Raw genomic sequence first — 23,535 nt, forward strand, 5'->3', positions numbered from 1 at the left:
ATAAAATGGATAAAAAAGAACAAAATAATTCAGTATTATTATCTGATAATGTTGAAATAAATACAGGACATATTGTTCAAATTTTAGGACCTGTTGTAGACATTAGATTCGAACCAGGTCATATGCCTTTTATCAACAATGCTTTAGTTTTAAATCACGAAGGTAAGAAATATGTTTTCGAAGTATCTCAACACATTGGTAACGACACAGTAAGGGCGATATCAATGGATTTAACATTCGGATTGAGAAGAGGTATGAAAGTTTATGATACTCATGCACCAATTTCTGTGCCAGTAGGTAAAGCGGTATTATCAAGAATTTTTAACGTTTTAGGGGATCCTATTGATTTAAAACCTTGAGATGGTTCAGATGTTGATTATATGCCTATACATGCTGCAGCGCCTTCATATGAAGATCAAAAATCAGCTGTAGAGATACTGGAAACAGGTATAAAAGTCATTGACCTATTAATGCCTTATGTTAAAGGTGGAAAAATTGGTTTATTCGGTGGAGCCGGAGTTGGTAAAACAGTTTTAATTCAAGAATTAATTAATAATATTGCAACTCAGCACGGTGGTATTTCAGTCTTTGCTGGAGTTGGCGAACGTACACGTGAAGGGAATGATCTATATCACGAAATGAAAGCCAGTGGAGTATTAGATAAAACCGCTTTGGTATTTGGACAAATGAATGAGCCCCCTGGAGCTCGTATGCGTGTTGCCTTTACAGCATTAACAATGGCTGAGCATTTTAGAGATCGTGAAAATCAAGATGTATTGTTATTTATTGATAACATATTCAGATTTACTCAAGCAGGTTCAGAAGTTTCAGCGTTGTTAGGACGTATGCCATCAGCTGTAGGTTACCAACCAACATTAGCTACTGAAATGGGTTCTTTACAAGAACGTATTACATCAACTAAACGTGGCTCAATTACTTCAGTACAAGCCGTTTATGTTCCAGCTGATGATCTAACCGATCCAGCTCCTGCAACAACATTCAACCACTTAGATGCTAAGACAGTTTTAGACCGTAACATTGCTGCTTTAGGAATTTATCCTGCAATCGATCCTCTAGCCTCTAACTCAAGATTATTAGATCCAAAAATAATTGGATTAGAACATTACACATGTGCACGAGGAGTGCAAAGTATATTACAACGTTTTAAAGAATTACAAGATATTATCGCCATATTGGGTATGGATGAATTATCAGAAGAAGATAAAAAAGTTGTAGCAAGAGCAAGAAGAATTAGAAACTTCTTATCGCAACCATTTTTTGTTGCGGAAAAATTTTCTGGATATCCAGGGAAATTCATAAAATTAAGCGAAACTATTCACTCATTCCAAGAAATATTAGATGGTAAACACGATAATTTGCCTGAAGAACATTTCTTATATGCGGGTTCAATTGAAGAAGTAGTTGCTAGAAGCAAAAAATAATGGCTAATAAAGTTTATTTAACGATAACGACTCCAACAGGAAGTTATTTAGAAACAGAAACAAACATTGTAACAGTAAAAACTACTGAAGGTTATATAGGATTACAAGCTAATGGCACTGAATTTATGGCTGCTTTAGTAGCGTCTAAAATGTTTGTAACTTCAGAAAATAATAACCAAAAAACTTATTATATAAATCAAGGAATTGTTCACGCTAAAGACGATAAAATCGACATTATCGTAAATAACATTAGTGACAAGGCTCTTGAAGAAATCAAATTTAAACCTTCAGATAATAGCAACTTTAGTTTTATTGAAGAAACAAAACTGAAACGTTCAATTGCGAAAAAATAATTTAATCGGGTTTTTCCCGATTTTTTTTTATTTATGTTCTGTTTTTTTACTTTTATTAACAAAGGAGAAGAATGAATAAATTTATTATTTACTTTACATTTAAACACAACGGCGATTGACGTAAAATATTTCAAGATTTTCACTCGAAGGAAATAATAGAACAAAAAGAAATTGTAAAATATGACAAAATATTGAAACAAATGGGCCTACAGCATTTAACAATTCTTGATAATCAATATCCAAACAAATTAAAAAATGTTTATCAACCTCCATTTACTTTGTTTTATAAAGGTGATTTAAATTTACTTAATGATTCGATATTTTTATCCATAGCAGGAGATTTAAAGGATGATCAAAACAATGATTACATTATTAAAACACTAAGCCAAATCAATAAAGATAACAACATAACATTAGTTACTTTTTCGTCAAATTATACTAACAAAACAGTATTGGATTATTTTATAAAAAATAACATGAAAATAATTATGATTCATCCTTCCGGGATAAATGAAAATGACAAATATTTTCAGTTTAATTCAGTAAATATACTACATATTACTGAAGTTCCCATAGCAGTAAAAAGCAACAAAAAATATACCGAAATGGCTAATAGATTAATTAGTGCCATTAGCGACAAATTAATTATTTATTCAATAACGAAAAATAGTAATTTAAATAAAATGATCAATGATTTTTTAGACATAGGTAAAGACATTTATGCATTTCCAAATGTATTTAATGACTATCAAAACTGAACAAATTACTTAATTGAACAAGGGGCTAAAATCATTACCGGATTTGCTTAATTTGCATTGGTAATAAAGCGTTTTTTGAATTGAAAAAATCCAGTAAATTCATTAATATCCCTAATAGATTTTTTAATGTGCTAAAATTTATTAAAATAAATTACTTAAGGAGAATAAATGACACCACATATAAATGCAAAAGAAGGATCAATAGCTAAACTAGTTTTAATGCCAGGAGATCCATTACGTGCAAAATTTATTGCAGAAAAATTTTTAGAAAACCCAGAACTTGTTTCAAACGTTAGAAACGTGTTAATGTATACGGGAACATATAAAGGGGAAAGAGTTACAGTGGCAGCATCGGGAATGGGTGTACCATCAATCGGTATTTATGCCTACGAATTATTCAACTTTTATGGAGTTGAAGCAATAGTAAGAATTGGTTCGACAGGAGCATATGTTAAAGAATTAAACTTATACGATGTTGTATTAGCTGAAAGTTGTTACGGAGAAAATACTTCATTCCGTAAAGCATTTTTAAATGATGAATCAAACATTATTTATCCAACTAAAGATTTAAACGAGTTAATCTTAAAAAACGCAAAAGAATTAAACATTCCAGTTAGCTTAGAACGTGTACACTCAGAAGATGCATTCTATACAACTGAAAGTGCAGAACAAAGAAGAAAACGTTCAGGTAATTCAGCTTGTGTAGAAATGGAAAGTTATGGATTATTCACAGTAGCTGAAAAATTAAATAAAAAAGCCGCTTGCTTATTAACTGTTAGCGATAATTTAGTAACTCAAGAATTTACATCAAGCGAAGAAAGAGAAAAAGCGTTTGAAAAAATGATGGAACTTTCACTTTCACTTGCTAAGGGTTTTTAATAATGAGAATGACAGATTTGATTGAATTAAAAGCAAATAAAGGAGAATTGTCCAAAGAGCAAATTCAATTTATAGTTTCAAATTTTACAAACAAAAATATTCCAGATTATCAAATGGCAGCTTTTTTAATGGCAGTTAGATTAAACGGCATGAATTCAAAAGAAACAGCTTATTTAACTGAATCGATGATGAATTCAGGAAAAGTACTAGACTGAAGTTTTTTAAATACAACTATTGTTGATAAACATTCGACAGGTGGTGTTGGTGATAAGGTCTCAATAGTTTTGGGCCCATTATTAGCGGCTGTTGGTTTAACCATGGCTAAAATGAGTGGTAGAGGCTTGGCTCAAACAGGTGGCACTATTGATAAACTAGAAACAATCAAAGGTTTTAATGTTGTTTTATCTGAAGAAAAATTTAAAGATGTGGTTAAAAAACACAAAATAGCAATAGTGGGGCAGGATAAAGAGTTAGTTCCAGCGGATAAATTGATTTATGCGTTAAGAGATGTTACTGGAACAGTTCAATCAATACCTTTAATTGCATCAAGTATAATGTCAAAAAAATTAGCAACAGGTTCAAATGTGATTTTATTAGATGTTAAATGCGGTTCAGGAGCATTTATGAAAACCGTTGAAGAAGCAACAGCACTTGGTAAAGAAATGATTGAAATTGGTAAAAATTTAGGTAGAAAAGTTATAGTTGAAATAACAAACATGCAACAACCATTAGGTAGAGCGATCGGGAATAAAAATGAAGTTTTGGAAGCTATTCAAACATTAAAAGGCGAAGGACCTAAAGAATTTACAAAATTAATTTATTCATCAGGTTCAGAATTAATTAAAGGTTCGAATCTTGCGTCTACGATTGAAGAAGCCAACGAATTAATTGATCAAGCAATATCATCAGGAGCTGCTTTCAAAAAATTCTGCGAATGAGTAACCGCACAAGGCGGCGATATTGAAGACACTTTGAAAAGCGATTGATGAAAACCTGCTTACTCAATAGAAATTCAATCAGACAAAACAGGTTATTTAGAAATCACAAGCGCACTTGAGTTTGGTCTTTGTGCAATGAAATTAGGTGCCGGTAGAGCAACTAAAGAAGATTTGATTGATAACGAAGCAGGTATTTATTTAAATAAAATTACAAATGAGTTTGTAAACAAAGGTGATATATTATTCACTTTATATTCTTCAAAAGAAATTGATAAAAATATAATTAAAGATTTAAAAAATGCTTATCAAATAAATCAAGAAACTATTGAAAATCCAGTAGTTTTAAAGAAAATTAATTAGGAGTAACTATGCAATATAATAGAATGGTAGATCATACCTTATTGAAACCAGAAGCAACACAAAAAGATATTGATAATTTAATTAAAGAAGCTAAAGAATATAACTTTAAAAGTGTCTGCATAAACCCATCATGAATAAAACACGCTGTGGAAAAATTAAAAAACACTGATACAATCGTTTGTACAGTTGTTGGATTTCCATTGGGTTCAATGTCAACTCAAGCTAAAGTTTTTGAAACAAAATTAGCAATAAGTCACGGTGCTGAAGAAGTTGATATGGTCATCAACATAGGACGTTTTAAAGACGGCCAATATGACTATGTTTTAAACGAAATTAAAGCATTGAAATCTGAATGCGGTAAAAAAGTATTGAAAGTAATTATTGAAACAGCATTATTAACAAATTGAGAAATTGAAAAAGCTACTGAAATAGTTATGCAATCAGGAGCGGATTTTATTAAAACATCAACTGGATTTTCTTACCGTGGAGCATCATTTGAAGACATTGAAATAATGAAAAAAGTAGCTGGAGATAAACTTTTAATCAAAGCTGCTGGTGGTATTAAATCATATGCAGATATGGAAAAAATGGCAAAACTTGGAGCAAATAGATTTGGAATGAGTAAGTCAGTGCAAATATTTTCAAATCCAACTGAAAAAACAGAATCAAATTATTAAAAAATAAGGACAAACATGATACAAATTTTCGATCACCCATTAATTAAAACTAAATTAACAACAATGCGAGATAAAGAAACAAATCATTATGTATTTCGTAAAAATTTAAATGAAATTGCCTCTTTGATGGTATTTGAAGTCTTGAGAGATTATAAACCGAAAGAAATTGAAGTTATTACTCCCATAGAAGTTAAAACTACTGGATATACATACGACAAAGAAATTGTAATAATCCCAATTTTAAGAGCTGGTCTAGGAATGGTTCAAGGTATCTTGGACTTAGTACCACAAGCCAGAGTGGGTCATATTGGTATACAAAGAAATGAACAAACGTTCGAGGCGAATGATTATTATTACAAAGTACCCAACGTTGACAAGGATAGTTACGTGTTGGTTGTAGACCCAATGTTGGCAACAGGAGTTAGCGCTACTGATGCTATTCGTAAATTAAAAAACGAAGGATTTACAAATATAAAATTAGTATGTTTGGTTGGCGTACAAAAAGGAATTGATAAAGTTATGGAAGAATTTCCAGAAGTTGATATTTATCTTGCAACAAAAGATGAAAAGTTAAACGGTAAAAAATACATCGTCCCAGGTTTAGGTGATGCAGGTGATAGATTGTTTGGCACAAAATAATTATAAAAAGGACCGCCTTTTTTATTTTTAGCACTTTGCTATTTAGAGTGCTAATTATGTTATAATTTCGTATAATAAGTTTGAAAGGACATACATGGAGAATAAAAAATATTTATATATACCAATTAAAAATGACATTGTTTTCGCAGATACAAATCATGATATTTTAATTGGAAAAACTGAAAGTTTACAAATTATTGATTTTTCACAAAATTCAAATATTGAAATTGTATTACTACCAAAAATCGAAAACACTGACAATAAGAGCGTTAAATTTCATCAATATGGTACATTAGTAAAAATTGCTAATGTCAAAAACAGTCTCAAATTAGCTAAAACTAAAGTTGTTACATTTGAAGGATTGCAACAAGTAGAAATTATAGAAAGAGATGTGGAAGGAACCGATTTAAACGCAGTTGGCTCAGTAGTAATTGCTAAGCCTGTAGATTTTTACTACTCTGATTTTGAAAAATCAAAAAAAATCTTTGAAAAAATTATAAAAGTAACAAACCAAAACATTTCACGTAAAAATAGTGATTTTGATAGCTCGGTAGAAAATTTAGATTTATCGTTAACCAGTCAACAATTTTTAACATCTTTAGCTTCGAAAGTTCTTGATAGTTTCGACGCCACAATTGAAGAAAAGGATGAAATATTCAGTACTACAGATATTAGTGAACGTATTGAATTAATATACAAATTATTAATTAAAAACATTGAACTACAAGTTGTTGATGAGGAAATTGATAAAGTATTACGCGGAGAGCTAGAAGATCAACATAGAGAATACTTGTTACGTGAAAGAATGAGAGTAATTCAAAAATCGCTTGGTGAAGAAGAAAGTGATTTGGATTTTGAAAAAAAATCTAAAGATCCACAATTTAAAAAAATATTCCCAGATGCAGTTATTAAAACAATAGCAAAAGAAAAATCAAAAATAAAAAACATGATGCCTTCAAGTCCTGAAGCTAATATCAGCAAAAACTATGTAGACTTAATGCAAATTCTTCCATGAAGAAAAGTAGTCGCAGAAAACTTAGATTTAGAAAACGCAAAAAATGTTTTAGATAAACACCATTATGGATTAAACAAACCAAAAGAAAGAATACTTGAATTTATCGCAGTTATGACACATAACAAAATTCAAGATAAAAACAAGAATGATTTATCTTCTATTCCGAATGATCCAAATCACTTTATTGACAATAATTTGTTCGTTTCTAAAGAGGGAAGCCTAGTTAATGAATCGTTAAGACCTATGCCAATTCTAACTTTAATAGGTCCTCCAGGTGTTGGTAAAACTACTTTAGTAAGATCTATTGCCAACGCTCTTGAAAGACCATATATTAAAGTTAGCTTAGGTGGGGTTAAAGACGAATCAGAAATTCGTGGTCACCGTCGTACATATGTTGGAGCCATGCCGGGTAAAATTATTAATGCTATTAAAAAAGCGGGAGTTTCAAACCCGGTAATTTTACTTGATGAAATAGACAAAATGTCAGCGGATTATCGTGGCGATCCAACTTCGGCATTATTAGAAGTTTTAGATCCAGAACAAAATGTTAACTTTCAAGATCATTATTTAGAAGTTGAATATGATTTATCAAAAGTTATGTTCATAGCGACAGCAAACTATTTCGAAAATATTCCCGAAGCCTTAGTTGATCGTGTTGAAATGATTGAATTAAGTTCTTATACTTTTATTGAAAAATTAGAAATCGCTAAAAAACATTTGATTCCTAAAACATTAGAATTTAATTCATTGAACGAATCACAATATGTGATTTCTGATGATGTTTTAAGTTTTGTAATCAAAAATTACACTCGTGAAAGCGGAGTTCGTGAGTTGAGCCGTATTTTAGATAAAATTGCTCGTAAAATTGTTGTGAAAATATTATCAAAAGAAATTAAAAATGATTTTGAAATTACTACATCAGTAGTTGAAGATTTCCTTGGACCTATTAAATTTGATGAAGCTGAAAATGACAATCACCCTCAAATTGGTACGGTAAATGGTTTAGCTTGAACAAGTTTTGGTGGTTCAACTTTACCAATCGAAGTAACAACATTTGATGGTAAAGACGGATTAAAATTAACAGGACAATTAAAAGATGTTATGCAAGAATCAGCACAAATAGCACTTGCATATGTTCGTTCAAATGCTAAAGAATTCGATATTGATTTTGATTTTGAAAATAAGACTATTCATATTCACGTACCAGAAGGAGCTGTTCCTAAAGATGGTCCAAGCGCCGGAGTAACGTTTACGACAGCTATCATCAGTGCATTGAGTAAAAAACCAGTTGATAACAATATAGCTATGACTGGGGAAATTACATTAAGAGGAAAAGTATTACCAATTGGTGGTTTAAAAGAAAAATCATTAGCGGCATCAAGATTAGGTATTAAAACAATATTCATTCCTGAACTAAATAAGAAAAACTTGGTAGATATCCCTAAAGAAATAAAAGATAAAATCCAATTTGTTCCTGTTTCAAGTTACAAAACAATTTATGATCACATATTCAAAAAATAAGGACAACATCTAATTAATATAAAAACATTCACACGAGTGAATGTTTTTATATATTTATTCAGCAAAAATAAATTAAAAATATAAAAAAACAGCGTTTTTTAGCTGTTAATTTTTAAAAAAATACTCATATATGAGTAAAATTTCATTTTAGTATTTGTTTTTTGCTCTTTGAAAGTTTATTTCGTTTTTTCTGTAAAAACTATCCAAAATTTCTTGTTCACTTATACCTGCTGTTACTCCTAATCCTAAGTAAAGTTCATATACGTATTTAAGCTGTTCTTTTGTTAAATTGTTGAATAATTTCGAAGCTTCCATATATACATGTGATAACTGAATAGTAAAATCAGTTGACAAAGTTATAGGTGAAATTTCAAAATCCACATTTTTTTTGTAACTCATAGAGCTTAAAAAATGAATACCATCAGCAAATTCCTCTAGTATTTTGACTCTATCTAAATTTTTGTTAACCTTTCAATATTTAAACGCTTGTACTTCATTTGCGAACTCCCCTATTTCCACTAAAAGCGCTATAATTCTTTTTATTTCTAAATTTTGTTCATCAGGTGAAATATTCTCTGCGAATTTTTCATCTAATAATTCTTGTATGTTAAAAACTTTTTCTAAATTCATATTGTTATTATTATAATTGCATATTTTTTATAGTTATGAATTTTTTTTATATATAATAATAAAGCCGATCAAATATGCCCCTGTGGCGGAATGGTAGACGCAGTTGACTCAAAATCAACCGAAGAGATTCGTGCTGGTTCAAGTCCAGTCAGGGGCACCATATCAACCAAAAAAAGGTTGTCCAAAATAGCTAAAAAATCGGCTTAAAAAAATTTTTTTTAAAAAAATAAAAAATTTTTTTAATTATGTATAATATTAAGGCATTGATAAATGCCCGGATGGCGGAAATGGTAGACGCAAGGGACTTAAAATCCCTCGGTGGCAACACCGTGCTGGTTCAAGTCCAGTTCCGGGCACCATAATGCGCCCTTAGCTCAGCAGGTAGAGCAACTGGCTTTTAACCAGTGGGTCAGAGGTTCGAATCCTCTAGGGCGTACCATTTCATGTAAATGACCAAAAACCGCATTGCGGTTTTTTTATTTTTATTTGTAAAATTAGAATTTTCCTAAAATTGTTTTGAATTAGTTTTTAAGATAAGAAATGTACTTAAATATGAATGATAATTTGATCAGGAGGACACGACATGAAAATTTATATGTACGGAAAAGTAGTTCATATCAATAAAAACTACATAATAATAGAACACAATGGAACAGGAGAATTAATATACGTTAGTGATATAAATAAATATAAAAATGATGAAAACATAAAAGTATTTATTCACGAGTATGATAATGAGTACTTCAAAACGACATATGGCTTCAGTTCATTTAAAGAATTAATTGTATTTGAAGATTTAATTTCTATTCAAGGGATTGGACCAAAAACAGCTTTAAGTGTATTGAGTACCGGTTGACAATCGATTGTGAAATATGTTGCCGAAGCAGATATTGACAAATTAACCAAAATACCATATTTAAGCACAAGATGCGCTCGTCAATTAATTTTTGAATTTCAGCCAAAATATGAAAAATTTGTTCAAAAAATGAAAATCCAAACTACGAACGAGTCAGATTCTAATGAATATAGTGTTGCTGATAATGCAAAAAGCGAGTTAAATGAAAATCTTAAAAATCTTGAAAAAAGTTTAAAAATATTGGGTTTTAAACAAAAACAAATTAATCTTGCAGTCAATAAAATAGGTGACTTTAGTGATCTTGAAAAAGCGGTAGAACAAGCTATAAAATTAATTGCTGATGCCGGTAAAGATGCAACAATATAAAATAACTAATTTCAGTGAATTTATCGGGCAAGAGCATATTAAAAAAACTATTCAAGTTATGATTAATGCCGCGCAAAAACAAAAAAGAATTATTGATCATATGTTGTTTTTCGGCCCACCCGGTCTCGGTAAAACATCACTAGCTAATATTATTGCTAATGAAACAAAACGAAATATAATTTATGCACAAGGCCCATTATTAGAAAAGCGTTCGGATTTAATAACGCTTTTTTCTTCTATTAATGAAAATGATATTATTTTTATCGATGAAATTCACAGTGTTAATAAAAATTTATTTGAATTATTGTATTCAGCAATGGAAGAACAAGCCATTGATATCGTTTTAGGTGTTGAAGGCGATAAAAAAATAATGCGTTTAAAACTAAAGGCTTTTTCGCTCATCGCTGCAACTACAAAATTCGATGCTCTCAGTCAGCCCTTAAAGGATCGTTTTGGTTTTATTGGCAGATTAAAAATGTATTCAATCAGTGAAATTGAATCAATAATTAAAAATTCGGCTAATAAAAATATGATTTCTATCTCTGATGAATCAATTGAAGAAATTGCTAAAAATTCACGTTTTACACCCAGAATTGCTAATAATTTACTGAAAAGAGTCAATGATTTTTCAATTTATAAAGAAAATGATTGCATCGATTTGGCCACAACTAAAGAAAGTTTAAAATATTTAGGTGTTTTCAAATATGGATTAAACGATTTACAAATTCAATACTTAAAAATATTGATAAATATATTCGAACAAAAAGCAGCCTCTTTAGATGCAATTTCCAGTATTTTAAAAGAAAATAAAAATACGATTTTACAAGAGGTTGAACCCCATTTATTATTAAATAAATTTATTGTAAAAACATCACGTGGAAGAATAATTACTCAAAAAGGTATTGAATATTTAATTCAGTATTCATAATCATTTAATTAAATTTCATTAATATAAATATAAATATTTATATATTGTTATAATTTAAAAATATGAAAAATACAACAAATAATACTAACAAAGCTAAATTAAAATGAATATTGACAATTTTTTCAACAATTGCTATTTTTGTGTTCTTGATAACCGGGATTTGTTTTGGGTTTTTAACAAAAAACAAAAACGCAGTGAACTCACAAGAAAGCAAAATTGTTTTAAAAATTAAAAATTCAAATAACCAAAATTTAGCAAACACAGACTCAGTTTCAAATAATCACGTTTTTGAATCAACACGTGAATATTTAACTGTTCAAAAAATCAATACAGAAAGTCAAGTGGATTTATCTAATGATTCATTAGTAATCACAACTCCAAATGTTACTAGTGATAAAGATAACGATAGATTAATTGACTCATTAACTACGAAACCATATTTAACATTCACAGACAAAAACGGTACACCATTGTTTTATAAAAATAATTTTGTGGCACCGAATACTAACAAGAGTGTTACATTAGAAAAATTCATAAAAGGAGATGCAAGAGATTTTTCTATATCGTTAAAAAACAAACCAGCTGAATGAAACACTGGAGCTTCAACTGGAACAATCGCTCTAAATTTAACTGATCAAGGAAATCAATCATGATTAGATTTAAAAAATTATTTACCATTTTCTTATGGCGAAAAATTATATGTTTGATTAAATTTACAAGAATTTATTAAAAGAGCCAAAACTGAATATCCAGATCAATGAAAACAATCAGGAGAAAATCCTGTAAATTTTGCTTTTATTGGAAATTCGAACAAACCACAAGAATACACCGAACCCAGTTCGAACCCAAAAGAAAAACCAAACAAAATCACAAAACCACCAGTATTAAAAGAAGGTGATTTAAAATCTGGTAAATATTTAATTTTTGAAGCTAATAGTCCATTCTGATTAGATTCGCAACGTTTCGGCGAAAATAAAATATTTATTAAAAATCAAAACAATGTATTATCGGACAAAGAATTAGCTGCAAAAATTAATTTTGCATATGATTCATTTGAATTAGAAAAAATCACGAGTTACTACACAAGTACTAAAAGTCTAAGTATTTATAAATTAACGATTATCGCGACTATCATTTTAACTATTCTTTCAGTTATTTTAATGATTAAAAATAGATTGCTGGGATTGGTAACATCTGGTTTAATAGGACTGAACATATTAGTTATTACAGCTTTAATGATTTCATTTGGTGCTATTATAACTCCTTTATTTGTAACTTCTTTATTGCTTGTAACAATAATTTCATTCGCTTTAATCAATGCGACAATGCGTAAATTTAACAGAGAAGTTAAAAAAGGTATAACTGTTACCAAATCAATGAACAAAGCGCAGAAATTGAATTTTGTAAATTCGCTAGATATAACATTTATTTTATTCTCGCTAGGTTTATTAGTTCTTTATTTAGGATCATACTTTACAACATCAATTGCAGCGATTGTGATATTGGGTTCATTATCTTCAACTCTGTTAATTAATTTAATAGCTAATGGTCTATTCAGTTTAATAAGTCAAATGGAATATTTCAACAAAAAACCATTTTTATTGGCATCTACAATGAAAACAAAAGAACTATCCTTTACTGTTGTAAGTAAGCGTTGACATTCGATAGTTATTTTTGGATTTATAACAATCGCTATGCTAATTTCATTATTTATATATGGAATTGATTTTACGAGGTCATTAGGTCTTTCATCAGAATTATTCCAACACCAAGAATGATTTATAACAAGTCCCCAACTTTCAATGGATCAAGCAAAACAACTGCAACAAATATTAATAACGGATTATAAAAATATTGAAATCTTCAATACTTCAATTAATAACAACAGTGTACTATTGAGAATCATCGGGCAAGATATAACAAATAATGTATTGATGGATAAATTATCAAAAGTTGCCTTTATTAATGAATTAGAATTTACTCAACTATTAAAAAATTCAAACGGATTTTTAATTCAACTAGGTTGAAGCATATTGCCTATATTTGCGTTCAGTATCTTAGTATTCTTGTATTTAACATTCAGATACACATGAGTAAGTGGTGTGGTATTTGTTGTCAAAGCATTTTTAATAAATTTAATATTAACCGCATTGTTGATTGCATTCAAATTACCATTCAATTCAAATATTATTTCTGTATATTTCATTTCATATGCATTGATTATTACAAATCATTTATTATCAACGGGTGAAATTCATTCTCTAGTTCACAGTGACACAAAATTAAACAACTACATTTTTACCGATGACGAAATTCAAGGTATAAATGTTATATATTCAAGAAACCGTTTTAAAAATTTAGTATTTATTTGTTTATTTACATTATTAATGAGCATACCATTGTTAGCGTTTGCAAATACATTTGATATTAACACCGTATTGCAATTATTATTAACAGGAGCTTCGATATTACTATTTGATTCATTAATTGGTTCAAGATTATGAATTTGATTATTCAAATTAAAAAACAAAAATAAACAAAAAAGAATTGAAACATATTACTGAAACTCTTCAAAATTAGAAGAACAAGAATTTTTATCAATTAATAATTTCAATAAATAAGGAGTTAATATGTACCAAAAATTAAAAGGCACAAAAGACATATTCGGAAAAGAAGCAGATATTTACACCTTTATAACATCTACTTTTTTCGATATAGCTAAAAAATATAATTTTAAATACATCGAAACACCAATTATTGATAGTACTGAATTATTTATACGTTCAGCTGGTGAAACCAGTGATATAGCAAATAAAGAAATGTATTCTTTTTTATCTAAAAGCAAAAAAAATATTTCATTAAGACCTGAAGGCACAGCTCCCGTTATTCGCGCATTTGTCGAAAACAATTTACACAGAGAAGGATTTAATAAATTGTTTTACTATGGCAATATGTACAGATACGAAAGACCTCAAAAGGGACGTTATCGTGAATTTAGACAAGGTGGGATAGAGTGTTTTTCACCCGCTTCAAGTGATGTTGATTTTGAAGTTATCGAATTAGGATATAGATTTTTAAATAAATTACAAATCAATAATTTTATTTTAGAAATCAATAACTTAGGTACTAAAGATACAAGAGAAAATTATTTAACCGATTTAAAAAAATATTTTGAACAACACAAAGAAAAGTTGACTGAGCAAAATTTAATCAGATTAGAAAAGAATGTGTTGCGTATATTAGATGATAAAGAACAAGCAAATGAAGAATTTATATTAAACTGTCCAAAAATCACTGACTTTTTATCTGATGAAGAATCTAATCAATACAAACAATTATTGAATAAGTTGGAAAAAAACAATATACCTTATAAGATTAATCCAATGCTTGTAAGAGGCTTAGACTATTACAACAATATTGTTTTTGAATTTGTTTCCAATTCAAAAGCTCTTGGTGCTAAATCAACTATTTTAGCAGGAGGGAGATACGATGGAATGGTTCAACAATTTGGTGGTGAAGATGTTTCGTCAATTGGATTTGCATTCGGAGCTGAAAGATTAGTTGAAATCATAAATTGTGAAAACAATTATATTCCGAATAATGAATTGGAAATATTAATTGCTTATCTGAACGACAATGAAAAAGACTCAGTTATCAAATTAGCTTCAGTACTGCGTGATCATTTTTCTGTCGAATTATTCTATGAGGAATTAAATATTAAAAAATTATTTAAAAAAGCTAATAAATTAAATCCTCGCGTATTAATATTCAAAGAATTAGATTCAGAAAATACTGAATTTAAAATAAAATTTTTAAAACAAAATAAAGAAATAACGCTAAATGCACAAGATATCGATGAGTTTATCAGCGAAATTAAAAAGGAATTATAATGAAAAAATATTTTAATACAGATATCACTATTGAACATGTGAATGAAGAAGTAACGTTGTATGGTTGAATTGCAAACAAAAGAAAATTTAAAAAACAACACTTTATAGACTTAAGAGACCGCAGCGGATTAATCCAAGTAATATTATTTGATGTTACTGATCCAAAATTAACAAAAGAATCTTCAATAAAAGTTACTGGTATTGTTAAAGAAAGATTAGAGTACAATACTGAATTAAAAACAGGTCAAATTGAAATCCACGTTACTGATTATGAGGTATTAAATTCAGCTTCTCAGTTACCTTTTGAAATCATGAAAGAAGATTCAGCGAACGAAGATTTAAGATTGGAATATCGTTTTTTAGATTTAAGAAGCGAAAAAATGCAATATAACATCGCACTACGTCATAAAGTAAATATGGAAACAAGAAAATTTTTTGATAAAAACGGATTCTTAGAAATTGAAACACCAATTTTATGTAAATCAACTCCAGAAGGTGCAAGAGACTTTCTAGTACCAACAAGAAGAAACGGAAAGTTTTTCGCTTTACCTCAATCTCCGCAATTATACAAACAATTATTAATGGCTTCTGGATATGAGAAATATTTTCAAATAGCACGTGTATTCCGGGATGAAGATTTAAGAAAAGATCGTCAACCAGAATTTACTCAAATTGACTTTGAAATGTCTTTTGCTGATCGCGAAGATTTATTTGCATTAGTTGAAAACTATTATAAACATATTTGAAATTCTTTAGGTATGGAGTTGAAAACACCATTTCCACGTATGGGATTTTTTGAATCAATGGATAAATATGGGAATGATAAACCTGATACAAGATTCGAAAATCTTTTAACAAATGTAAAAGTATTCGATCAATCAATTCATACACATAAATCAATTGCATTCGAAAACATCGAATTAATCTCTAAAAAAGATATCTTATTTGAATTAGGTTTTAAAAACAATGCCGAAAATATGACAGTAGTTGAATTTGAAAACTCTAAAATGAAAAGCAAAGTATTCAAAGGTATACAACTAACTGATGAGTACATTAATGAAATAATTGCCGCACAAAAATTGATTTCAGGTTCAATTATCATAAGTTTAGGCGAATATGACAATGTTGTTAAATCACTTGGTGCTTTAAGAACCTTTATCGCAGAGGAATATGCATTAACAAATCCAAATCAATTTAACTTTGTATGAATAGTTGATTGACCAATGTTTGAATACAATAAAGAAACAAACGAATATGAACCAGCACACCACGCATTCACAAGACCTGATTTAGAAACGTTAAAATACATAGAAACAAACGAATATGATAAAGTAAGGGCTTGTTCATACGACATAGTCTTGAATGGTTTTGAACTGGGTTCAGGTTCAGTTAGAAATCATGACGCAGAAATGCAACAAAAAATATTTGAATATTTAAAAATGTCACCTAAAGAATATAACGACAAATTCGGATTCTTTTTAAACGCATTTAAATATGGATTACCCCCTCATTTAGGTATGGCATTCGGATTAGAAAGAATTTTAATGATTATTTCTAACTCGAAATCAATAAGAGATGTAATTGCATTTCCTAAAAATGCAAAGGGATTGGATTTATTATCTAAATCACCATCAAACGTTACTGAATTCCAGTTGGATGAGTACGGATTGAAATTAAAATAATTAACAAAGGAGAAATATGTTGACAACATTAATAGTAATAATTGCAATAGTATCGATTTTCATAATTATACTTTCATTCCTAATGTCACCTGATTCAAACGGATTTAGTGGTGCATTAGTTGGAAGTGGAGATCTTGACCTATTTAAAGTATCTAAAGAAAGAGGGTTTAAAAAGTTTTTAAAATGAGCAATGATGATTTCAGGATTTGCTTTATTATTTATCGCTATATTGTTAAGGGTATTACTTCCTTAATATGAATGCATTTGACCCAAAAAATATTGAAAAACAAACTTTAGAAATTCTTTCCAAATCGCAAAAACCATATAGTTTTATTGAACTTGTAAAAAAAATAAATTTAAAACCTAAATTTAACAGTGATTATTCAACATTGTTATGAAAAATGGCGGATGAAAGAAAAATTGAAAAAACAAGAGAGGGTAATTATTTCGCGCTGAAAAAATTAACCAATGATAATTTCAAAATTTCGTTAACTGCTAAACGTTTAGGTTTTATTGATTTCGAGGAAAATAAAAGCGCTTTAGTGTTACCATTCGAATTAAAGGGCGTATTGGACGGCGATATTGTCAATGCTGACATTTGTTCATACATGCAAAACGGAGTTGAATTATACAGAGGTTATGTAAACTTTGTTAAACAAAGAGGGAAAACCACTTTAATTGGACAATTTGTCAAGGGTTTCAAAAACAATTTAATGTACTTTGAAGCATCAGACGAAAAAGACAATACTAAATACACGTTTAATGAACCATTAAAATTTGAGTATAAGACTGATCACTTTGTTAAAGTATCAATAGATTCAGTAGATCTTGTTAAGGGAAGAATCCCAGTCTCTTTTATTGAATATATTGGTTCAGTTGAAGCAAAAGGCATAATTCAAAAGAAAATAATTGCACAAAACAATGTTAACGAAGATTTTGAACCAAACGTTTTAGAGACAGCTGATTTAATTCCCCAAGAGATTCGAAAAGAAGATTATAGAGACAGAAAAGACATAACTGAATTATTGACTGTAACTATCGATGGTGAAGACACTAAAGATTTTGATGATGCGATATCATGTGAAAAATTAGATAATGGAACATACAAACTGTGAGTTCATATAGCTGACGTTAGTTACTACGTTAAGGAAAATGATCCAATTGATAGTGAAGCATTAAGAAGAGGTACATCAATTTATTTACCTGATAAAGTAATTCCGATGTTACCATTTGCACTGTCTAATGGTATATGCTCATTAAACCCAGGTGTTGAAAGAGCTACGTTAACTCTTGAAATGATCATTGATCAAAATGGACACACAACACATTTTGATATATATCCCGCTATTATCAAAAGCGATTATCGTTTAACATATAAACAAGTAAATAACTATTACGATGGAAATACAGAATTACAAGAAACAGTAAATAAACTTTTAAATGATGCTAAAGAATTATCTGAAATTATTCGTAAATACAAAAATGAGCAGGGATATGTTGATTTTGAAATTTCAGAACCTAAAATCATTTTAAAAGATGATGAAGTTATAGATATCGAAATTAAAACACCGGGATTTTCTGAATCAATGATTGAAGATTTCATGGTTAGAGCCAATGAAACAGTTGCTACAATGATGTATAAACGTAAAATTCCTTCAATATATCGTATACATGACATTCCGTCGGATGAAAAATTATTGAATCTTCAAACATTATTAAACTTCTTAAAAATAAACGTTAAAGTTCCAACATCAGGCAAACCCGCTGATTTTGCAAAAGCAATTCAAAAGATTAAAGAATTTCAAAACGATGATTTTATAAAAATTTTCTTATTAAGAACTATGCAAAAAGCTAAATATTCTGAAGCTAATATCGGGCATTTTGGATTAGCTAGTGAGTGTTATTCGCACTTTACTAGTCCGATTCGTCGTTATCCAGACTTGCTTTTACATAGGTTAATAAGGGATTATATCTTCAATAATCAATCATTAAATGATGAACAAAAAGATGAGTTAAATGAAAAGGTTAAACAAATTAGTATTTCTACATCTGATACCGAAAATGTTGCACTAGTTGTTGAACGTGGCGTTACTGATGTTAGAAAAGCTGAATTTTTTCAGTCATTCATAAATAAAGAATTTAAAGCCACATTAATCACTTGTGAAAAATTTGGAATATTTTTCGAATTAGATGAATACAAAACCTCTGTGTTAGTTAGATACGAAGAAATCGAAAATGACAACGTTATACAATTGTCAACATATGAAGCTAAAGGTAAAACAAAACACTTTAAAGTGGGTGAAACATATAGAATATTAATTACTGAAACGGATGCAATCAAAGGAACTGTTTCAGCAAAAATATTGGAGTAGTAAATGAAAATAATTGCAAAAAATAAATTTTCAAAAATGGAATATGATGTGATTGAAAAATATGAATGTGGAATTGTTTTGGAAGGGTGAGAAGTCAAATCATTACGTGCTAACAATGTCAATCTAAAAGGTTCATTTTGTAATATTAAAAATGATGAATTATTTTTAGTGAACACTCATATAGGTCAGTATATGCATGTCGTTGCTGATTATGAACGTACAAGAAAATTACTTTTACACAAAAAAGAAATTTATCGAATTAGATTCAAAAAAGAACAACAATCATTACAAATCATTCCAACAATGTTTTACTGAAAAGATAACAACATAAAAATAGAAATTGCATTAGTTAAACATTTGAAAGTGCATGATAAAAGAAATAAAATTATTAAAAATGAACAAGATAAAAAGTTGAAAAAAATAATAGCAAATTACACATAGAAAGGATGAATATGGCAAGAATCGTAGTTGGTTTAAGCGGTGGAGTAGATTCTAGTGTTTGTGCTCATTTATTGAAAGAACAAGGGCATGAAGTTATAGGATTATTTATGAGAAATTGAGATAGCTTTTTGAACAATGATTTTAAGGGAAATGAAAAAATATCTCAAAACATATGTCCGCAAGAACAAGATTATTTGGACGCTGTCGCAGTAGCTAAAAAAATAGGGATTGAAATACATCGTGTTGATTTCGTTAAAGAGTATTGGGACAATGTGTTTACTTATTTAATAAACGAGTATAAACAAGGTAGAACACCTAATCCAGATATTTTTTGTAATAAATATATAAAATTTGACGCATTTTTAAAGCATGCATTCAATAATCTAAACGCCGATTTTATTGCCATGGGTCACTACGCAAAAACGATAAATGGTGAGTTGTATCGGGCGAAAGATGTTAACAAAGATCAAACATATTTTTTAGCGCAATTAAACAATGAACAATTGTCTAAAACAATTTTCCCTTTAGCAGAATATAACAAAACTGAAATAAGACAAATTGCTACCGAAGCGGGATTAATCACAGCAGATAAAAAAGATTCAACAGGAATTTGTTTTATTGGGGAAAGGAGATTTACTGAATTTCTTCAAAATTACATTCCAGCTCAGCCTGGAAAAATTATTGATATAGCAACTAATTCTGTTGTTGGTGACCATCCTGGCGCCATGTATTACACAATCGGGCAAAGAAAAGGGTTGAATCTGGGTGGATTTGAAAAACCTTATTTTGTGGTTGGACACAATATTGCTAAAAAACAAATTTATGTCGCAAATGAAGATAATAAACATTATTTACAAAGCGATAAATTAGTTGCAAATGATTTCAATCTTATTGCAAAAGAATATTCAGCAAATAACTTAACGGCTAAATTCCGTTATAGACAAAAAGATATTCCAGTAACAATGCGGTTATTGGATGATAATAAAGTAGAAGTTACTTATCCACTTACTGAAGCCGTTACCCCAGGACAAGAGCTAGTTATTTATGATGGCGAAAAAGTTGTGGGTGGAGCAATTATTGACAAAGTTTATTTAGACAATAAATTAAAAACATTTTTATATGAGGAGAAACAATGTTAACATCAAAACAAATTAGACAGATGTGATTAGACTTTTTTGCATCAAAAGACCATTTAAAGGTGGATTCGAAAAGCTTAATACCTGTAAATGATCCATCGTTATTATGAATCAATAGCGGTGTAGCTACATTAAAAGATTTTTTTAGCGGAAAAAAAATTCCACCACACCCAAGATTAACTAACTCACAAAAATCAATCAGAACAAATGATATTGAGAATGTTGGAATCACAGCTAGACACCACACATTCTTTGAAATGTTAGGTAACTTCAGTATTGGTGATTATTTTAAGGAAGAAGCAATTGAATTTGGATATGAATTCATATTCGATGTTTTAAAAATTGAAAAAGACAAAATTTATATAACATATTTTGAAGAAGATCACGATACATACAATAAATGAATTTCATTAGGAATTGATGAAAGTCATTTAATTAAAGGAACAAGAGATACAAACTTTTGAGATGTAGGTCAAGGACCTTGTGGACCAGACACCGAAATATTTTATGATCGTGGAGAAAAATATGATTCAAGAGGTATTGAATTATTAAAAGAAGATATTGAAAATGATCGTTATATAGAAATTTGAAACATAGTATTTAGTCAATTCAATAATGACGGAGAAAATAATTACACTGAACTTGCGAATAAAAACATTGATACTGGTGCAGGTTTGGAAAGAATCACATCAATAATGCAAGATGCACCAACAAACTTTGACACTGATTTATTTCAAGGTATTATTAAGGAAATTGAAAAACTTACAACGTTTAAATACGATATTAATAACTATTTCACAAAAGAAAAAAATCAAGCAATAATAAATACTCAATTCAAAATCATAGCTGATCACATTAGAGCTTCAGTCAATGCTATTAATGATGGAGTAAAACCATCAAATGTTGGTAGGGGTTATATTATTCGTCGTTTAATTCGTCGTAGTTATCGTTCAGGATTAAAATTAAAAATCACAGATAAAACTTTTTTACATAAATTGGTACAAGCTGTTTCTGATTCATTAATTTATGACATAAACGTAAAAGAAGTATCAAATGTTATTAAAGAAGAAGAAAAACTATTCTCTAAAACAATTAATCAAGGTGAAAAATTACTTGAAAAAGAAATTGAAAAAAATGGAAACATTTCTACAGCTATTGCTTTCAAAATGTTTGACACATACGGTTTCCCAATAGAATTGACAAATGAAATTTTGATTGAGAAAAATTTATCAATTGATATTAAAGAATTCAATAAGTTTTTAGAAGAACATAAAAATAAATCAAGATCTCAAACTTCAGATGCAATGGAAAAAGTAATTTTATCCTTAGATAATATTGAAGGGGTTGTTTCAAAATTCACTGGATATGAAACAACGGAACAAAAAACTACAGTTGTAAGTATATTTAATGAAACAGAAGAAATAGATAGAACAAGCGACGAAGAAGAAGTTTCATATCTTGTTTTAAAAGAAACACCATTTTATGCGACATCTGGTGGACAATTCCATGACTTTGGTTACATCAAACAAAATGATAATGTTATTGAAATATTAGATGTTTTCAAAGATAAACATTGAAACCACATTCACAAAGTTAAAGGAATTATAAATAATAAAGATTCAGTAGAGTGTTTCGTTAACAAAAAAATGCGTGAAGGATACATGAGAGGGCATTCAGCAACTCATATATTATTCTCCGCATTAAGAGCAACATATACTGAAGACAAAATTGAACAATTGGGATCAAGCATAATGCATGATTATTTTACATTTGATTTCCCATTAAACCAAAAACCTACACCAGAAGAAGTTAAACAAATTGAAAAAACAATGCGTGAATATATTGCACAAGATGTTAAAAGAGAATACCATATAATGAGTGTTAAAGAAGCTGAAAAAATTGGGGCCTACATGACAATCAGTGAAAGTGATTATCACGATCAAAGTGCTGTACGTGTAGTTAAATTCGATGGTATCACCACTGACTTATGTGGAGGTACTCACTCACCATCTACTGGATTTATTCAAGATTTTAAAATAACTTCAATAGAAAACAAAGGTACCGGTATTTATAGATTAAGAGTAGTCACTTCAAATGAATTAGTTAAAAATTACTTAAAAGAAGAAATAGAAAAATATTCAGAAACAATAAATTCTGTAATCAACAAAAACAAAGAATTAAATAGTGATTATTCAAAAAAATGTCCAATCAAAAATGAATTCACAAATAACATTGAAATGGAAGAATTTATTGATCAATTAAAAGAATTTGAAAATTCTATAAGAGAAGATTACAAAGAATTGTACAAACAAAAACAAAATGTGTCAATTGATTTAACTAAATTTATTCCAGTTGAATTGAATAACAAAACCATAATTTTTGCAGCCATTGATAATATGGGGCAAAACAAAAAAACAGCCATTGAATTGAGAGAGAAATACCCTGAAGCTTTAATATTTGCTTTAACAATCAACGATGGGAAAGCGTTTTTAGTTGTAGCTTCATTAACTGAAGATGCAAACTATTATGCACAACAAGTATTTAAACAATACAATGGAAAAGGTGGTGGTAATAAAATCACCAGTCAAGGTAGTTTTCAGACTGATTTAAGTACAGAAAAAGTATTCAAATTTATTGAGTCATTAATTTAAT

19 protein-coding genes and 3 tRNA genes are annotated in these 23,535 nt (G+C 29.2%); 21 read left to right on the forward strand and 1 reads right to left on the reverse strand.

Annotated features, from left to right (window positions below; genetic code table 4):
- Positions 1 to 5: 5 nt before the first annotated feature.
- The 8 genes from atpD to lon all read left to right on the forward strand — a co-directional run bounded on the left by atpD (position 6) and on the right by lon (position 8,582).
- A complete protein-coding gene (atpD, locus tag HGG69_RS01550; RefSeq protein WP_169605054.1) occupies positions 6 to 1,442 on the forward strand; it encodes a F0F1 ATP synthase subunit beta in 1,437 nt (478 codons plus the stop codon).
- Entirely contained in the window at positions 1,442 to 1,795 is a 354-nt protein-coding gene (locus HGG69_RS01555) for a F0F1 ATP synthase subunit epsilon (protein WP_169605055.1), read from the forward strand. Before atpD ends, HGG69_RS01555 begins: the two co-directional genes overlap by 1 nt.
- 71 nt (positions 1,796 to 1,866) lie before the next feature.
- Positions 1,867 to 2,604: a DNA-processing protein DprA gene (locus HGG69_RS01560; protein WP_169605056.1), complete on the forward strand. Its 738-nt coding sequence runs from the start codon at positions 1,867 to 1,869 to the stop codon at positions 2,602 to 2,604.
- A 117-nt stretch (positions 2,605 to 2,721) separates the two neighbouring features.
- Complete coding sequence (deoD, locus tag HGG69_RS01565; RefSeq protein WP_169605057.1) at positions 2,722 to 3,432, forward strand: purine-nucleoside phosphorylase; 711 nt, start codon at positions 2,722 to 2,724, stop codon at positions 3,430 to 3,432.
- Between the two features lie 2 nt (positions 3,433 to 3,434).
- Positions 3,435 to 4,730: a thymidine phosphorylase gene (locus HGG69_RS01570; protein WP_169605058.1), complete on the forward strand. Its 1,296-nt coding sequence runs from the start codon at positions 3,435 to 3,437 to the stop codon at positions 4,728 to 4,730.
- 8 nt (positions 4,731 to 4,738) lie between these two features.
- Positions 4,739 to 5,407, forward strand: coding sequence for a deoxyribose-phosphate aldolase (gene deoC, locus HGG69_RS01575; protein WP_169605059.1), 669 nt, complete (start codon positions 4,739 to 4,741; stop codon positions 5,405 to 5,407).
- A gap of 15 nt (positions 5,408 to 5,422) precedes the next feature.
- Positions 5,423 to 6,046: a uracil phosphoribosyltransferase gene (gene upp / locus HGG69_RS01580; RefSeq protein ID WP_169605060.1), complete on the forward strand. Its 624-nt coding sequence runs from the start codon at positions 5,423 to 5,425 to the stop codon at positions 6,044 to 6,046.
- 94 nt (positions 6,047 to 6,140) lie between these two features.
- On the forward strand, positions 6,141 to 8,582 hold the full coding sequence (lon, locus tag HGG69_RS01585; protein WP_169605061.1) for an endopeptidase La: 2,442 nt from the start codon (positions 6,141 to 6,143) through the stop codon (positions 8,580 to 8,582).
- Between the two features lie 147 nt (positions 8,583 to 8,729).
- Here the strand turns inward: lon and HGG69_RS01590 are convergent, their stop codons facing one another.
- A complete protein-coding gene (locus tag HGG69_RS01590) occupies positions 8,730 to 9,212 on the reverse strand; it encodes a dUTP diphosphatase (RefSeq protein WP_169605062.1) in 483 nt (160 codons plus the stop codon).
- A gap of 76 nt (positions 9,213 to 9,288) precedes the next feature.
- Here HGG69_RS01590 and HGG69_RS01595 point away from each other — a divergent pair.
- The 13 genes from HGG69_RS01595 to alaS all read left to right on the forward strand — a co-directional run bounded on the left by HGG69_RS01595 (position 9,289) and on the right by alaS (position 23,534).
- A tRNA-Leu gene (locus HGG69_RS01595) sits at positions 9,289 to 9,372 on the forward strand.
- Positions 9,373 to 9,484: 112 nt separating this feature from the next.
- Positions 9,485 to 9,571: transfer RNA gene (locus HGG69_RS01600), tRNA-Leu, on the forward strand.
- 4 nt (positions 9,572 to 9,575) lie between these two features.
- Positions 9,576 to 9,651: transfer RNA gene (locus HGG69_RS01605), tRNA-Lys, on the forward strand.
- Between the two features lie 144 nt (positions 9,652 to 9,795).
- Entirely contained in the window at positions 9,796 to 10,434 is a 639-nt protein-coding gene (gene ruvA, locus HGG69_RS01610; RefSeq protein WP_169605063.1) for a Holliday junction branch migration protein RuvA, read from the forward strand.
- Positions 10,409 to 11,362, forward strand: a complete 954-nt coding sequence (gene ruvB / locus HGG69_RS01615) for a Holliday junction branch migration DNA helicase RuvB (protein WP_205852854.1) — start codon at positions 10,409 to 10,411, stop codon at positions 11,360 to 11,362. Before ruvA ends, ruvB begins: the two co-directional genes overlap by 26 nt.
- 62 nt (positions 11,363 to 11,424) lie before the next feature.
- Complete coding sequence (gene secDF / locus HGG69_RS01620; protein WP_169605064.1) at positions 11,425 to 13,983, forward strand: protein translocase subunit SecDF; 2,559 nt, start codon at positions 11,425 to 11,427, stop codon at positions 13,981 to 13,983.
- Between the two features lie 9 nt (positions 13,984 to 13,992).
- The gene (gene hisS / locus HGG69_RS01625) at positions 13,993 to 15,252 is read left to right on the forward strand and encodes a histidine--tRNA ligase (protein WP_169605065.1); all 1,260 of its coding nucleotides are present in this window, start codon (positions 13,993 to 13,995) and stop codon (positions 15,250 to 15,252) included.
- Positions 15,252 to 16,934 carry an aspartate--tRNA ligase gene (aspS, locus tag HGG69_RS01630; RefSeq protein ID WP_169605066.1) on the forward strand — a complete coding sequence of 561 codons (1,683 nt, stop codon included), beginning with the start codon at positions 15,252 to 15,254 and terminating at the stop codon, positions 16,932 to 16,934. Before hisS ends, aspS begins: the two co-directional genes overlap by 1 nt.
- A 16-nt stretch (positions 16,935 to 16,950) precedes the next feature.
- Complete coding sequence (gene secG, locus HGG69_RS01635) at positions 16,951 to 17,187, forward strand: preprotein translocase subunit SecG (RefSeq protein WP_169605067.1); 237 nt, start codon at positions 16,951 to 16,953, stop codon at positions 17,185 to 17,187.
- Between the two features lies 1 nt (position 17,188).
- Positions 17,189 to 19,306, forward strand: a complete 2,118-nt coding sequence (rnr, locus tag HGG69_RS01640; protein WP_169605068.1) for a ribonuclease R — start codon at positions 17,189 to 17,191, stop codon at positions 19,304 to 19,306.
- A 3-nt stretch (positions 19,307 to 19,309) separates the two neighbouring features.
- Entirely contained in the window at positions 19,310 to 19,747 is a 438-nt protein-coding gene (gene smpB / locus HGG69_RS01645; protein ID WP_169605069.1) for an SsrA-binding protein, read from the forward strand.
- An 11-nt stretch (positions 19,748 to 19,758) separates the two neighbouring features.
- Entirely contained in the window at positions 19,759 to 20,886 is a 1,128-nt protein-coding gene (gene mnmA, locus HGG69_RS01650; protein ID WP_205852855.1) for a tRNA 2-thiouridine(34) synthase MnmA, read from the forward strand.
- Positions 20,880 to 23,534: an alanine--tRNA ligase gene (alaS, locus tag HGG69_RS01655; RefSeq protein WP_169605071.1), complete on the forward strand. Its 2,655-nt coding sequence runs from the start codon at positions 20,880 to 20,882 to the stop codon at positions 23,532 to 23,534. The genes mnmA and alaS overlap by 7 nt, the downstream gene beginning before the upstream one ends.
- Position 23,535: the final 1 nt, after the last annotated feature.

The organism is Mycoplasma phocoenae, assembly GCF_012934855.1.
In the GTDB taxonomy this organism is placed as follows: domain Bacteria; phylum Bacillota_I; class Bacilli_A; order Mycoplasmatales; family Metamycoplasmataceae; genus Metamycoplasma; species Metamycoplasma phocoenae.